Genomic DNA, 13046 nt, shown 5'->3' with positions numbered 1-13046 from the left:
GTTTATGAAACGACAAAGCATTGCAGCGATCGCTACCGTGCTTGTAACCGCGTCGATGTTCGCGGCCGGGTGCGCCAACAATGCAAATAACGGTCAGATGCGCCAGCAGGGGACGCAAATGCAGCAAAACCAGAATCAGCAAAACCAGAACCAGCAAAACCAAAATCAGCAAAACCAAAATCAGCAAAACCAAAATCAGCAAAACCAAAATCAGCAAAACCAAAATCAGCAAGCTCAGCCGCTCGGCAACATGGATAACCGAATCCAAATCGCCAATCAGGCAGCGCAAAAAATTGCCGACATCGACGGAGTCAACCAAGCGAACGTACTGGTCACCAATCGGAATGCATACGTAGCGGCGTCGATGGACACGAACCAGCAATTGACAAGCGAGATTGAAAAGCGAATTGCCGATCAAGTTCGGGCAGACGACCCCAATATTCAAAACGTCTATGTATCCACCAATCCCCAATTCGTGGATCGGGTGAATTCGTACGTAACCGAAGCGGGACAGGGAAGACCGGTAGCCGGATTTTTCGACCAGTTCAACGAAATGACTCAAAAACTGTTTCCTAACGCGCGTTAACGAATAGGAGGACATGGACAAATGCCGCAAATCGACGGGAATACATTGAAAAAAGCGGAGGTTGCCGTCTCGCTTGCCAAAGATATGATTACGCAGGCGATCGAACAGTCGACCGCCAATCCGATGCTTTCGGAAGAAGCTTTGAAACAAGCCGCGAATGAAATTGCGCAAGCTCAAACGGTAATCAGTCAAGTCCAATCGGCTTACCAGGCGAACGGTAAGCAAACGCCGTAACGCGGAAGAACAGCTATGTTCGATGAAACATAGCTGTTTTTTTAAAAGGCGGGGGATGATGAAACGATTCATTAGCGCGACGATCGTTTTGGCTTTGGCAGGCTGTTCAGGCGGGGCCGCAGAACAAGAACCGGCGCCGATCTCCGGTTCGCCCGAAAATAAAACGGAACGTAGTCGGAACTTAAACAGCGACGTTTCAAACGTTTCAAACATTTCAAAAACGAATCCGGCTCAAACGGAAATTCATGAAATGATGATGGACGTGCCGATCATCGTCCAAAATCCGGAGCTGAAATACGGGTGCGAAGTGACGAGCTTGGCGATGCTATTGCAGTATGCCGGCATCGAAGTCGATAAAATGCGGCTTGCGGATCAGCTGCCGAAAGACGAAGATCCCGTGGTAAAAAGCGAGTCCGGCGATATTATACATTGGGGCAATCCCGATCACGGATTCGTCGGCGATATTACCGGCAAAACGATGGGATACGCCGTTTATGCAGCTCCTCTGGAACAATTGATGAACCGGTACATGCCCGGCCGGACCGTCAACTTGACCGATAAACCGTTCGATGACATATTGGGCAGCTTCGCGACCGAAAGCCTGTCGTCGTCTGGACCACGGGGCGATTACAAGCTGCCCGATCGCTGGGAATCGTGGCGCCACGGAATCGAGGAAATTCGTACGCCGCTCGATTTGCATGCCGTCGTCCTGGTCGGCTTCGATTCCGCCCCTTTTTATGTCAACGATCCGTTAACCGGAAAAAAGTCCCATCCCGTGGACAAGCAGTCGTTCCTGGACGCTTGGGAAGCGCTCGGCAAACAGGCATTGTCTTACCGGTAATAATCCGAATCGCGAAGCAATCCCGTCATCGCCACCCGAGACGGGATTTTTGCTATTTCCGGTCGAGCGGAATTGGCGGTACCCTTTTTTCACAAACTAACAAAAGCGGTACAACCCGAAACAGAAGGAAGGACGAATATGGCACCCAAAAAAATAGCGATATTCGCGGCATGTTGCTTGACTCTCGTACTGATCGTTACGGGGTGCCGGGCCAAATCGGGAAGCGGCGCAGAAATGAAGGCGGAATCGAAGCCCGAAGCTTTGGCGACGGCTCATAAGCCCGTCGTGGCCATTATTATAGATTCCTTGATGGATCATACGCTGCAGGACGCGCTGAAGCAAGGTAAAGCTCCCGCCTTGAAATTCCTGATCGATCACGGGACTTACGATCCGAATTTGGTAAGCTCGTTTCCAACGATGTCGGTGACGATCGACAGCACGTTTTTGACGGGAACGTATGCGGACGGGCACCGGGTTCCGGGACTTGTTTGGTACAGCGACGGCGAAAAACGGATGATCTTTTACGGCAACGGCGCGAAAGAGGCGCTGAAAATCGATCAGCTGCAAGTATTGACGGACAGCGTCTATCAGCTGAATCAGGTTCAACTGAGCAAAAACGTGAAAACCGTACACGAGGAGCTGGCCGAATCCGGCAAACGTTCGGCATCGATCAATGCGGTCATATTCAGAGGGAAGACGGAACGCGGCCTGCGTCTGCCCGAGACGATGGCGAACATGACCCGATTGCCCGACCGCTACAACGTAACCGTGCCGGAGCTGTTTTCGCTTGCCATGTTCGCCCGGCTTAACCCCGAGAACGACCGTCATACGGCGGCGTGGGAAAAATACGGCATGAACGACATGTTTTCCGCCCGGGATATCGCGTATTTGATCAAGGAAGGGCGTTTGCCGGAGCTGACGATCGCCTATTTTCCGGAAAACGACAGCGTTCATCACCGAAAAGGCTCGAGGGAGCTCCGGGGGCTGGAAAGGGCGGATCGCGCGCTGCAGCACGTTTTGAACGCTTACGGCTCGTGGGAGGAGGCGATCGGCAAAGCGACCTGGGTCGTGCTCGGCGACAGCGCTCAAAGCGATGTGCGGAAAAGGCGGGACGAATTCAAAGTCGATTTGCGTCCGCTGCTGAGCGAGTACCGGATCGCCGAGCTCGGCCGGCCCGTAGGCGGGGACGACCAGATCGTCATCGCCCCCAACGAGCGGATGGCTTACGTTTATTCCGTTTCGCCCGATCTGAAAATCGACGAGATCGTCAAACGGCTGCAAGCGGAAAACAAGCTGGACATCATAGCGGCGAAGCGGGAAGGCTCCGTATGGCTGACGGCCGGAGGACAAGGAGAAAACGGGCTGCTGTACCGGCCGGGCGGGGAGTATTCGGACGAATACGGTCAAACCTGGTCGTTGTCGGGCGATCCCGTCATTCCCGATATTTTCGTTCAAGATCACAGCATCCGTTACGGCAAATTTCCGGACGTCCTCGCCCGGCTGTACGGCGCGCTCCATTCTCACGAAGGCCAATTTGCGGTCGTCACGGTGAAGCCGGGATACGAGCTCGTCGGCGAAAGCTCCCCGACTCATCGCGGCGGGGGCTCGCACGGCTCCTTGCACGAGGTCGATTCCGTCGTTCCGTTGATCGCGGCCGGAACGGATTCGCGGCCGAAATCGCTCAGAACCGTCGATTTGAAGCAATGGATTTTGCAAATGGCGGGCCGCTGATATTCGACCCTCCATGCCCGGCAAATTCCATCGAAACCGCCGCTATTTCTCCGGTATCCGTTTCGCCGCCAGGAAGAGGAGCAGAACCAGTCCGACGCAGCCGAATACGGCGTACAGCCGGGAAAGAAGCACCGCGAAGCTCATCTGGCTGACCGCGTAGCAGGAAAACAATATCGTCAGGATGACCAAGCGGTTCGGGAGGGAGCGATACATGCTTCGGATTTGGCGGGTCATGCCGAATACGTTCCCGATCAGCGTCGTGAATATTTCGCAATAAATGACCACTATGAACAAAACATGCATGAATCGCCCGAAATCCCGAATGACTTCGGCCATGGGGATGTCGTAGTTCAATATGTCCGGCATCATCGAATTCATCGAGAGATGGCTGATCAGGAGCATGACTCCGATGCCGACGCCTCCGATCATTCCGCCGAGCGTCAGCTCGCGTTCCCGTTCGATTTCGCTTCCGAGCGGCACCAGAACGGCTTGGAGAGTGGCCAGATTCAAGGCGACGTAAGCGAACGGGCTGACGGTCCAGCCCCAATCGAGCCATCGTCCCGCTTGCCGTGGATCGGCGCCGAACGGATGGTCGACCGATAAATACCCGAAGGCGACGACGGCGGAGAAAAACAGCATCATCGGAACGACAAGCGTATTGATGGCGAGAATCCCTTTCAGCTGCCGAATCAGCACCAAATAAATGAGCAACAAGCTGGTCAGCATTCCCCACTGCTCGGACAGGCCCAGCTGCTCTTCGAAGATGGATCCCGCGCCGGAAAGCATGACGGACGTAACGCCGAATAAAATGACGAAGCTGACGGCATTCGCGATTTTTCCGAAAAACGGGCCGAACAAATAAACGTTCAGCTCTTGGTAAGAAAAGGCCTGGATCCGATGGGACAGTACCATCATCTTTGTGCCGAGCCATGTAAAAAGAAAAGTGGCGACGAGAATGCCGGCGACGCCATACATCCCGTAGCGGGTGAAAAACTGCACGATGGACAAACCGGAAGCGAACCCCGCGCCCACTACCGTCCCGATATAAGTTGCCGCAATTTGAATGATCGAAATCCAACCGCCGCGCATCGATGGCCCCCCGCATGTCCGGAATCGTTCTAATTCAGAATATGTCCGAATCGCTCACGTATGCTGCGGTATGTAAAAAAAAGGAATCGATGCGGCCGGTTCGTTCGCGCCTGCGAAAAAGCTCCGCTCATTGGAGCGGAGCGCTTTGCCGCACGGCCCGGCTTGCCGCGAGCGCTTTTCTGGCGAACACGATGAAAATGACGAACGACACGACGACCGAGCCGGCGCCCGTGGCGAACAGGGCGGGATACCCGGCATATTGGGAAACCGAGCCGAGACCGATCGAGCCGATGCCGATGCCGAGGTCGAAGGCGGTCATAAACGAAGCGGTCGCGGCGCCCCTCCGTTCGGGATGGGCCAGCAGCAGGTTGGCCGCCTGCAGGGCGGGCTGCGCCGCGCCGAAGCCGATTCCGTACAATACCGCGGCGGCGACGATGCCGGCGGTTCCGCCTGCGGCGGCGAGCACAAGCAGCGCGGACGCCGTCACGACAAGCGCGGGCACGATGACGACCGACGTCCCGTAACGGTCGGACAGCTTGCCGGCGACAGGCCGGATCGCGGTCAGCGCGATGGCATAGACGAGGAAAAAGGTGGCGGGGTTTGCGCCGACCGATTCCGCGAACAGCGGCGTGAATGCGGTAATGCCGCCGTAGACGAACGCCAGAAAAAAGACGGTCGCCGTAACCGGCAATGCCGATTTATCGAGCAAGGCTCTCCAGCCTCCGCCGGGAGCCCGATTCGGCTGAAACGGGACGTTCAACCGAAGCGCAAGCAGCAGCGCCGCGGCGGCGAGGACGGCGGCAAGCGCGAACAGACCGGAAAACGTCAGCCGCTCCATCGCCCATATGCCGAGCGTCGGACCGACGGCCATCGCCAGCGTCATCGCCATCCCGAACCAGCCCATCCCTTCGCCGCGCCGGCTTGCCGGAATGACGTCCGTGATCGCGGTGCCGACGGCGGTCGAGGAAAAGGCCCAGCCGGCCCCGTGCAAAACGCGCAGCGCCAGCAAAACGGCGACGCCGGCGATCCAGTCGTACAACGCCATCGACACGGCGAAGACGAGCAGCCCCGCGAGCAGGAACGGCCGCCGGCCGTATCGGTCGAGCAGGCCGCCCACGACCGGGCGGAACACGACCGCGGTCAGCGTAAATACGCCCGCGGCCAGACCGACCTCGGCTTCGCTGCCGCCGAGCCGTTTGATAAACAGCGGCAGCGTCGGCAGCAGCAAGTACAGCGATGCGAACAGAAACAGCGCGACGACCGTCGTTTGCACGAACGGTTTCGTCCATAATCGTTCCATGCTTATTCCTCCCGTCTTATTCGCTCGATTTCGCGCTCGATCCAATCGATATCGGCCGCGCCGACGTGCAATCGGTGCTCGAACACTTTGAGAAGCTGGATGCGCTGCTTGGCCGGTTCCGGCTTGAACGCCTTCAATTGCGCATCGAGGTTCGCCACATAGCTGCGGACCGAGCGGAGGTAATCCAGGTACTGCTCCATGCAGGCAAGCCGGGTTTCTTTCCCGACGTATTGGAAATAAACCATCTTGAAATGGAACAGCTGCTCGATATCGGCGTCATGCGCGAGCGGCTCGCTCATCAGCCGGCGAAACCGGTCGCGTCCCGCTTCCGTTATCGCATACACTTTGCGCAGGCGGCCGCCTTCCGTTTCTTCCTGCCGAAGCCGGATCAAGCCGCCGTCGACAAGCCGGGCCAACAGCGGGTACAGCGTGCCGGAGCTCATTTGCCGGAAAGGCCCGCCGGCCGTCTTCAATATGTCCTGGAGCATGTAGCCGTGCTTTTCGCCCGTCATCAGCTCGCCCAAAACGAACAGTTCGTACATCGTCAGCCTCCGTCTCTTTATGTCCGCTCGATATATCGAATCGACATATATCTTTCTACGTCCCATCATATGTCGGCTCGATATAGTTGTCAATCGAAAGCGCAAAAAAAAGACAGCCCTTTCCCGCCGCACCGGTCGTTCGGAACGGGAAGAACGGACTGTCTTCGAGCCCGACGCCGCAGCCGGCGTTCCGCATATCACATCGCGCCGGGCGCGCGCATACGATAATCCGGAAAAAGGGCGTCAGCCTATATCGATGAGCAGAAGGGCAGGGCAATCCAATGGCTGTTTCGTATATGGACTTCACTTCGTCGTCCGTGCAATTTTTTTACGATTTGAGCGATAATTTATTTTTCAAAAAGAACGACCGGAACTATATCAACGAGCTGTCGGTCATGCAGTTGAACACGCTCGGCAACGTTTCGCTGCTCGATATTTATTTGAGTGCGGGCAACGTAATCGAGCCGCATTACCATCAAAACGCCTCGGAGCTCGTATACTGCATCGCAGGAGCGGCCGTCGTCTCGATCGTCAACCCGTTCACGAAAACGCTGCTCAACGTTCCGATCCAACCGGGCCAGGTGGCGAACGTGCCGCAAGGCTGGTGGCATTACGAGGTAGCGACCGTCGACGGCACTCATCTGCTCGCCGTCTTCGACGCGCCGGTTCCGGAATTTATCGGCGGCTCCGACTTGCTGCGGTTAACGCCGGCCAAAGTGTTCGCGCATACGTATTGTCTCGACGAAGCGAAGGTGAAGGATACGCTCGCGCCCATTACCGGGACGGTTTTCATCGGTCCGCCGAACGACTGCGCCTACAACCAGGTCCAGCAGACGGCGACGCAGGCGGAATCGAAGCCGACCGCTCCGTACGTCAACCCGCAGTCCAGCTACCGGTACGGACCGGGCCGCGTCATCGGCAACGGTAAAACGTACCCGAGCGGCAGCGGCCGCTGACGAACGGTTACGCCGCACGAAATCCGCAGCCCCCCGGGCTCCGCGGCATACCGCGTTCGATCGATCGGAGGCGGGTTATTGTCCGCCTTCGACGGCGCTTCGTTTGTTTATCCGCTCACGATGCCGATCATGAAGCCGTCGTATCCTTTGCTGCCGACCGTCTGAATGGCCGTGGCCGTAACGGCCGGGTTGTCCGCGAGCATGTCGAAAAACGTTCGCACGCCTTGTACGCGCGGATCGTCGCTGTCCTCGCGAATGACGTTCCCGTCGCGGACGACGTTGTCTCCGACGATGACGGTGCCCGGACGGGCAAAACGGAGCGCCCATTGCAAATAGCCCGGATTGTTCGGCTTATCCGCATCGATGAAGATGAAATCGAACGGCTCCGTCCGCTCCTCGTCCATGCGGGCGAGCTGCTCCAGGGCGTCTCCGGCCCGGACGGTGACGATGCCGTCCAGCCCGGCATTCGCGAGGTTGGCCTGCGCGACCCGGACATGGAGCGGATTCGATTCGAGCGTGACGAGCCGCCCGTCCGCCGGAAGCGCCCTCGCCAGCCAAATCGTGCTGTACCCGCCCAATGTGCCGATTTCCAACATCCGTTTGGCGCCCTGCATGCGGGCGAGAATATGGAGCAGCTTCCCTTGGGCCGGCGTCACGTCGATCGGCGGCAAGCCCGCGCTCCGATTCGCCTCCAGCACGCTTTCCAGCACGTCGTCGCGCGGAATGAGCCGATCCGCCATGTACCGGTCCACTTCGTTCCACAAATGCGTCTGATTCATCGTCGCCACATCTCCTCGGTTCGTAATCGCCTTCCGATTCGATTGTATCCGATTTATAATCATAGATATAATATATCTTTATATGCCATTTATAGATTTGGTGAATGAATCGGGAGACAGGGGAGGAGCGGCATGAACCTGCATGCACTGCGGCTGTTTCATACGATCGCCGAGACGGGGAGCGTCACGCGCGCTTCCGAGCAGCTCGGCATCAGTCAGCCGGCGATTACGTCGCAAGTGAAAAAATTCGAGAAGGAGCTCGGCACGGAGCTGCTCCGGCCGGCGGGGCGGGGAGTGGCGCTGACCGATGCCGGCGCGAGGATCGCCCTGCTCGCCAAGCGGCTGTTCGCGGTCGAGCGGCAAATCGCGCAGTGCGCCGAGGAATACCGGACCGGCGCCGGCGGGCATGTCCGGCTGGCGGCGACGTATTTGCCGGCCCATTTTCTAATCCCGGCCTGGCTCGCCCAGTTCAAGCGGCGATACGAGCGCGTCGAAATGACGATCACGACGACCAATTCGAGCGACGCGCTGAAGCAGCTGCTGAACGTGGAGGCGGATGCGGCCGTTTACGGCGGCTTGCCGGAAGCTTACCCGGATACGGTGCAGACCGAGGAGCTGTTTCGGGACGAGCTCTGGTTCGTCGTCGCGCCGACGCATCGATACGCCGACCGGCACGTTTCGTTGGCGGAGATGATGAAGGAGCCGTTCGTCATGCGCGAGGAAGGGAGCTCGACGCGCGAAAGACTGTTCGCCTTATGCCGGACGTACAGCGCGCCTCCGCCGAAAATCGCCCTGCAGTTCAACGGCCTGCACGAAGCGATTACCGCCGTGATCGCCGGTTACGGCGCGAACTTCGTCTCGTCGCTCGTCGTGCGCGATTACGTGGAACGCGGGCTGCTGAGCCGGGTATACGTCGAGGACATCCGGCTGCAAAATACGATCGCGGTCTGCACGCGCAAAAACGAGCCGCTGTCCGCCGCGGCGGCGAATTTCATCGGGATGATTCGGGCGAACCCGTACGTGAAATCCGGATCGGGCCGGTAAACGGCGAAGACGAACCGGTGCAAGCGCCATATAACGGCAAAACGAGCTCTCGGGAGAGAGCTCGTTTCGTTCGGGACGGGCAAGCCGCCTCGGCCTCGGCCGCGCATGCGCGCGCTCGCTTCGCGGCGAGTCGCGTGCTGCCTCCAAAAGGGCGCGGTATAATCGAATGTCGGGCAAAGCCGGAATTACGACAAGAAGCTGCGCGCTTTTTCGTTGCGGAGCCATAAGCCGACCCAGGCGAGAATCGCCAAATAAACCGGGAACAGCGTATGCGTGAACAGCGGGGCGTCCATGCGAACATGCGTCGCGATAACGCCTCCGTAAAATCCGGTCAACAGCACGGCGCCGAGAATGGACGTACGCGGGATCGCGTACAAAATCGTCGGGATCAGCGCGAGAATGCCGATCAGCACGATATGATGCTCGGCGAACCCGAGCGTCGTCGTCCCCTCCACCACGACGGCGGGCTTGAACAGCTTGGAGATGCCGTCGAACAGCATGAACAAAATGACGATGCCGCTCATTATGCGGCCGGTCCAAAGCCGGCCTTTCGAATTCGTGTTTCCCATCGTTTATCCACCTTTTCGAGTAATGTACGTTAATCGTAGCATAAACGAAGAAGCGATATTTCTTCCGGATTGCCATTTTCGCAACTTGCCCGCCGGCCGTCCGGACGACGCCGCAATGGTCTACGAGCCGCCGCTGCCGCCAACGGAGCGCCGGTCGTCGCTCAAAATCATTCGGTCGCAAAAGGAGGCTGGGGAAGCGCGCGCGGAGCGATGTCTAACGAATCCTAAGATGCTTATGGGCGGAAAAACGATCGTTTTTCCAAGCTAACGAACCGGGATATCGGTATTGAGCCGAAAATGGAAGAAAACGGTCCGATTTGCCGGAAATAGCGTTATTGGGGTTCATTACAACATGCAACCCCCGCATTCGGCCCCGATAACGATCGCTAAGTTCGTTAAAGGTCGTTGCCCGATCGTCGGCGGCCGGCAACACGGATTGCCGGCTTCGGAAAGCCGGCACCCGGGCAGCCTGTCCGCAGGGAAGCGTCTATGTCGGCTGCTTCGCCGCGACGCGCGCCATTTCGCCTGCCAGTTCCGCGAGCTTGCTTACCGTTTTCCAGTTGCGCGTAGTCGTCGTTACGCCCAGCTTCTCCACCGGGACCATCAGCTTCGAATCGCGGACGCTGCCGCGAAACAGCAAATAGATATCCCGGCCCTCGATATGGAACAGGTCGCCCGTAATGTCGCTAGCGGCTTTAAGCTTGCCGATTCGCTCGGTCGGCGGCTCGCTTGCCAGCATCGCGACGTACAAGCTTTCGCCCTCCCCGGAGGCGTCCGCCTCGGCGATTTGCTCGTCCGAAAACGGGCGGCTTGCGGCGATTTTGCCAAGTTCCTCCGACGTTCTCAGCACGACCTTGATGGGAAGGCCGAACGAGCTCTCGATTCCCCGTTCGATCCGCTCCCGCAGCGCCGCTTCGTCCTCGTCCGATTCGAACAAGATGTTCCCGCTCTGGATGTACGTTTGAACCCGGGCGAGCCCGAGCTTGCCGAGCGCTTCCCTTAAATCCGCCATCTTGATCTTGTTTTTGCCGCCGACGTTGATTCCCCGAAGCAGCGCGATATGGATCGTCATGGCGTCGCCGCCTTCGATTCGGCGAACCGCTTGATCGCATCCATATAGGACGACGCCGGATATTCGGCTTTCGCATGCTCGTACCCCGGGTTCCCGGCGGACCATTCGCACGTCAGGAGCAGGCGGGTCGTATCGTTTTCCGCGATCAGTTTGTACGTCATGTCGCAAAATACGGATTCGTGATGCTCGTTGTAAGCCGGAGCCGGATGCTGCTCGTAGCGGAATTCGACGCACGGCTCGAATCGCTTAACGAAACCGTACACGTGCAGCGTGTCGTCGCCGTCCGGGCCGGGACCGCGAAACTCGACCCGCGCGCCGGGTTCGAAAGCGGACTCGATGCGGCAACCGAACAACGTCGCTTTGGTCCCTTCGGAAGTTGCGATCGCCTCCCATACCCGCTCCGGGCCCGGCGGCGATCGACACCTCATAAGTCAAGCTGTTGCCGCCGGATTCGTGGTTGACCATATGCTCACATCCTTTGCATCGTATAATGCCGGATCGGTTCGTACCGGTTGTTTCATGTTACCACGAAACGCCCCGTCAACGCGAGAAGGGGGCGCGAACCTCGGTTCGACGGGGCCGCCATCTTCCCGCAACCGCCGCTTTAAGTTCACCCTGCTGACGACGCTGTTCGGGCCGTTAAAGAAGGAGCCGCCGGTTTCGACCGCCTCGCGCCACAACCGGAGCACGGTCTCTTCGTCGTGATCCCTACTGCGAGACAACAACGATTGTTGACCCCATTCGCGTCAAAACCTTGCGAGGTGTCCGGCGTATTGAGGTATTTTAAAGAATCGTGTATACTTTTATCGTAACGGGTATCGGCGTGAAGCACATGCCGCTTGAATACGAGCATCCATCTGAGGCTGCCGTATTGAAGCGGCTTTTTTGTTTGCCGGCGAAAGGGGGATTTGGGCAATGAGCCTATTTGCGAAAACGTACGAGGAGTGGCTGCAGCGGAACATGGCGGACGAGAAAAATCAGAGAAGACGCGAGCTTCTCGAAAAGGGTTTGACTCACGGCACCGTGGAGTTTCTGCGATCCTGTTGGTTCCCGGCCGTCGGGAATTTGGACCATCTGTACCCCGAATGGGAGGTCCGGGATATGTACAACGCCGTTCGTTATCTCGACCTTGCGTATATGCCGGGGGGCGCCAAAGGCTGCATCGAGATCCAAGACTTTCGATCGCACGCCCGGGATATCGGGGTTACCCGCTTCAAAGATTTGTGCAAAAAGCATTCGATGCTAGTGCTTGATGATTGGACCCTGCTCTCCGTCGCCTATCTCTCCATAGTCGAAGAGCCGGAATATTGCAAGCAGCTCATACTGGCCTTTATCGGAAAGTTCGTCTCCACCCCTCTGTCGTCCGATTTGGATTGGGCCGAAGCGGAAACGATTCGCTTCGCTCGCCGTTTGCCGCATTCTTTTTCCGCAGCCGATCTTGCCGGTCATCTTCGGCTTTCCGAGCGGCATACCCGGCGTATTTTGCATGGGCTGGTCGAGCGAAATATGCTGTCGGTTGCCAGCGGCAGGCAGCGATATCGCACTTATCGGCTGCGTTTGGAGGAGAGCGCCGAAGCAAACCGAACGCGGGACGGGGCAGGGCGGAAGGCGGAAGGCGGAAGGGCTAGGGGTAGGGGCTAACGGACATGGCGGCCGCTATTGAGGCCATTTTCGAGAAATTTGAGTTTTAAAGGACACAGATGCAGCTATTTCGTGAAAAATGCTTCTTTCGTCACCGTTTCGGGATGAATAAGCGCTGTGGTGACCGTTAAAATTTGAAATCGGCTGTTTTTCGCATATTAGCGTCCGTGGTGTCCGTTACGCTCTTCGGCGACGCTGCGTGCGCGCGGTCTGAACCCCTTGCAGGGGTTCGCTCCGGCCCTTGGACATAATAAAAACGCGAACCAATAGGTCCGCGTTTTTTGTTATGGAGCCAAGGGGGATATCGAGAATCCTGATTTACTTTGCGGAGATGCGGTTTCGACGAAGCCGATCGCAGCGGAAGATTTCGATGCCGTGCTCCTTCGCTACGCTACGTCCGCGCGGTCTGAACCCCTGCAGGGGTTCGCTCCCCAACTTCTGTAACAAACGAAAGCCCCACTCTTTCGAGTGGAGCTTTCGTTTGTTATGGAGCCAAGGGGGATCGAACCCCTGACCTCATCGCTGCCAGCGATGCGCTCTCCCAGCTGAGCTATGGCCCCAGGCGATTTGATGCTGCTCGTTCAAGCGACTTTTTTAGTATACAACATCCGTCCTATCGTTTGCAACTGGTTTTTGACAGTTTGTTTTCCCAATCCGAAATG

14 protein-coding genes and 1 tRNA gene are annotated in these 13046 nt (G+C 57.7%); 7 read left to right on the top strand and 8 right to left on the bottom strand.

The annotated features are described in order from the left end of the window. Positions 1-4 precede the first annotated feature (4 nt). The 4 genes from PV407_RS11225 (at position 5) to PV407_RS11210 (ending at position 3392) form a co-directional block, all read left to right on the top strand. Entirely contained in the window at positions 5-586 is a 582-nt protein-coding gene (locus PV407_RS11225) for a YhcN/YlaJ family sporulation lipoprotein (protein WP_332090009.1), read from the top strand. 21 nt (positions 587-607) lie between these two features. Then, positions 608-820 (top strand): hypothetical protein, encoded by a 213-nt coding sequence (locus PV407_RS11220; protein WP_332090008.1) that lies wholly within the window; start codon positions 608-610, stop codon positions 818-820. Between the two features lie 250 nt (positions 821-1070). Further along, a complete protein-coding gene (locus PV407_RS11215) occupies positions 1071-1661 on the top strand; it encodes a C39 family peptidase (protein ID WP_332090007.1) in 591 nt (196 codons plus the stop codon). Positions 1662-1799: 138 nt separating this feature from the next. Beyond that, positions 1800-3392, top strand: coding sequence for an alkaline phosphatase family protein (locus PV407_RS11210; protein WP_332090006.1), 1593 nt, complete (start codon positions 1800-1802; stop codon positions 3390-3392). Positions 3393-3434: 42 nt separating this feature from the next. Here PV407_RS11210 and PV407_RS11205 read toward each other — a convergent pair whose 3' ends face one another. The 3 genes from PV407_RS11205 to PV407_RS11195 form a co-directional block, all read right to left on the bottom strand. Beyond that, a complete protein-coding gene (locus PV407_RS11205; RefSeq protein WP_332090005.1) occupies positions 3435-4481 on the bottom strand; it encodes a YkvI family membrane protein in 1047 nt (348 codons plus the stop codon). 127 nt (positions 4482-4608) lie between these two features. Continuing rightward, positions 4609-5781 (bottom strand): MFS transporter, encoded by a 1173-nt coding sequence (locus tag PV407_RS11200; protein WP_332090004.1) that lies wholly within the window; start codon positions 5779-5781, stop codon positions 4609-4611. Positions 5782-5783: 2 nt separating this feature from the next. Next, positions 5784-6323: a PadR family transcriptional regulator gene (locus PV407_RS11195; RefSeq protein WP_332090003.1), complete on the bottom strand. Its 540-nt coding sequence runs from the start codon at positions 6321-6323 to the stop codon at positions 5784-5786. Between the two features lie 281 nt (positions 6324-6604). Between PV407_RS11195 and PV407_RS11190 the strand changes: the two genes are divergently transcribed. Further along, a complete protein-coding gene (locus tag PV407_RS11190; protein ID WP_332090002.1) occupies positions 6605-7279 on the top strand; it encodes a cupin domain-containing protein in 675 nt (224 codons plus the stop codon). A 107-nt stretch (positions 7280-7386) separates the two neighbouring features. Here PV407_RS11190 and PV407_RS11185 read toward each other — a convergent pair whose 3' ends face one another. Beyond that, complete coding sequence (locus PV407_RS11185; protein ID WP_332090001.1) at positions 7387-8058, bottom strand: O-methyltransferase; 672 nt, start codon at positions 8056-8058, stop codon at positions 7387-7389. A gap of 132 nt (positions 8059-8190) precedes the next feature. Here PV407_RS11185 and PV407_RS11180 point away from each other — a divergent pair, with 132 nt between their 5' ends. Further along, a complete protein-coding gene (locus tag PV407_RS11180) occupies positions 8191-9102 on the top strand; it encodes a LysR family transcriptional regulator (RefSeq protein ID WP_332090000.1) in 912 nt (303 codons plus the stop codon). 185 nt (positions 9103-9287) lie between these two features. On the opposite strand, the gene PV407_RS11175 is transcribed toward PV407_RS11180, so the two are convergent. The 3 genes from PV407_RS11175 to PV407_RS11165 form a co-directional block, all read right to left on the bottom strand. Next, positions 9288-9671: a DoxX family protein gene (locus tag PV407_RS11175; protein ID WP_332089999.1), complete on the bottom strand. Its 384-nt coding sequence runs from the start codon at positions 9669-9671 to the stop codon at positions 9288-9290. 487 nt (positions 9672-10158) lie between these two features. Then, positions 10159-10743: a DUF1697 domain-containing protein gene (locus PV407_RS11170; protein WP_332089998.1), complete on the bottom strand. Its 585-nt coding sequence runs from the start codon at positions 10741-10743 to the stop codon at positions 10159-10161. Beyond that, positions 10740-11171: an SRPBCC domain-containing protein gene (locus PV407_RS11165; protein WP_332089997.1), complete on the bottom strand. Its 432-nt coding sequence runs from the start codon at positions 11169-11171 to the stop codon at positions 10740-10742. The genes PV407_RS11170 and PV407_RS11165 overlap by 4 nt, the downstream gene beginning before the upstream one ends. Before the next feature lie 487 nt (positions 11172-11658). On the opposite strand from PV407_RS11165, the gene PV407_RS11160 reads away from it, so the two are divergent. After that, positions 11659-12384, top strand: a complete 726-nt coding sequence (locus PV407_RS11160) for a transcriptional regulator (protein ID WP_332090084.1) — start codon at positions 11659-11661, stop codon at positions 12382-12384. A gap of 487 nt (positions 12385-12871) precedes the next feature. Here PV407_RS11160 and PV407_RS11155 read toward each other — a convergent pair. Then, positions 12872-12944: transfer RNA gene (locus PV407_RS11155), tRNA-Ala, on the bottom strand. Positions 12945-13046: the final 102 nt, after the last annotated feature.

The sequence above is a fragment of the Paenibacillus sp. GYB003 genome (assembly GCF_036577625.1).
Lineage (GTDB): Bacteria > Bacillota > Bacilli > Paenibacillales > NBRC-103111 > Paenibacillus_AB.
Note: the sequence above shows the minus strand (reverse complement) of the source record. Positions and strands in the feature narration are given on the sequence as shown.

Bases quoted from the DNA above. Each gene is read 5' to 3' on its own strand.
- PV407_RS11225 (WP_332090009.1), top strand. From the start codon at position 5: ATGAAACGACAAAGCATTGCAGCGATCGCTACCGTGCTTGTAACCGCG.
- PV407_RS11210 (WP_332090006.1), top strand. From the start codon at position 1,800: ATGGCACCCAAAAAAATAGCGATATTCGCGGCATGTTGCTTGACTCTC.
- PV407_RS11170 (WP_332089998.1), bottom strand. From the start codon at position 10,743: ATGACGATCCATATCGCGCTGCTTCGGGGAATCAACGTCGGCGGCAAA.
- PV407_RS11185 (WP_332090001.1), bottom strand. From the start codon at position 8,058: ATGAATCAGACGCATTTGTGGAACGAAGTGGACCGGTACATGGCGGAT.
- PV407_RS11160 (WP_332090084.1), top strand. From the start codon at position 11,659: ATGAGCCTATTTGCGAAAACGTACGAGGAGTGGCTGCAGCGGAACATG.
- PV407_RS11165 (WP_332089997.1), bottom strand. From the start codon at position 11,171: ATGAGGTGTCGATCGCCGCCGGGCCCGGAGCGGGTATGGGAGGCGATC.
- PV407_RS11200 (WP_332090004.1), bottom strand. From the start codon at position 5,781: ATGGAACGATTATGGACGAAACCGTTCGTGCAAACGACGGTCGTCGCG.
- PV407_RS11180 (WP_332090000.1), top strand. From the start codon at position 8,191: ATGAACCTGCATGCACTGCGGCTGTTTCATACGATCGCCGAGACGGGG.
- PV407_RS11215 (WP_332090007.1), top strand. From the start codon at position 1,071: ATGATGATGGACGTGCCGATCATCGTCCAAAATCCGGAGCTGAAATAC.
- PV407_RS11190 (WP_332090002.1), top strand. From the start codon at position 6,605: ATGGCTGTTTCGTATATGGACTTCACTTCGTCGTCCGTGCAATTTTTT.
- PV407_RS11195 (WP_332090003.1), bottom strand. From the start codon at position 6,323: ATGTACGAACTGTTCGTTTTGGGCGAGCTGATGACGGGCGAAAAGCAC.
- PV407_RS11220 (WP_332090008.1), top strand. From the start codon at position 608: ATGCCGCAAATCGACGGGAATACATTGAAAAAAGCGGAGGTTGCCGTC.
- PV407_RS11205 (WP_332090005.1), bottom strand. From the start codon at position 4,481: ATGCGCGGCGGTTGGATTTCGATCATTCAAATTGCGGCAACTTATATC.
- PV407_RS11175 (WP_332089999.1), bottom strand. From the start codon at position 9,671: ATGGGAAACACGAATTCGAAAGGCCGGCTTTGGACCGGCCGCATAATG.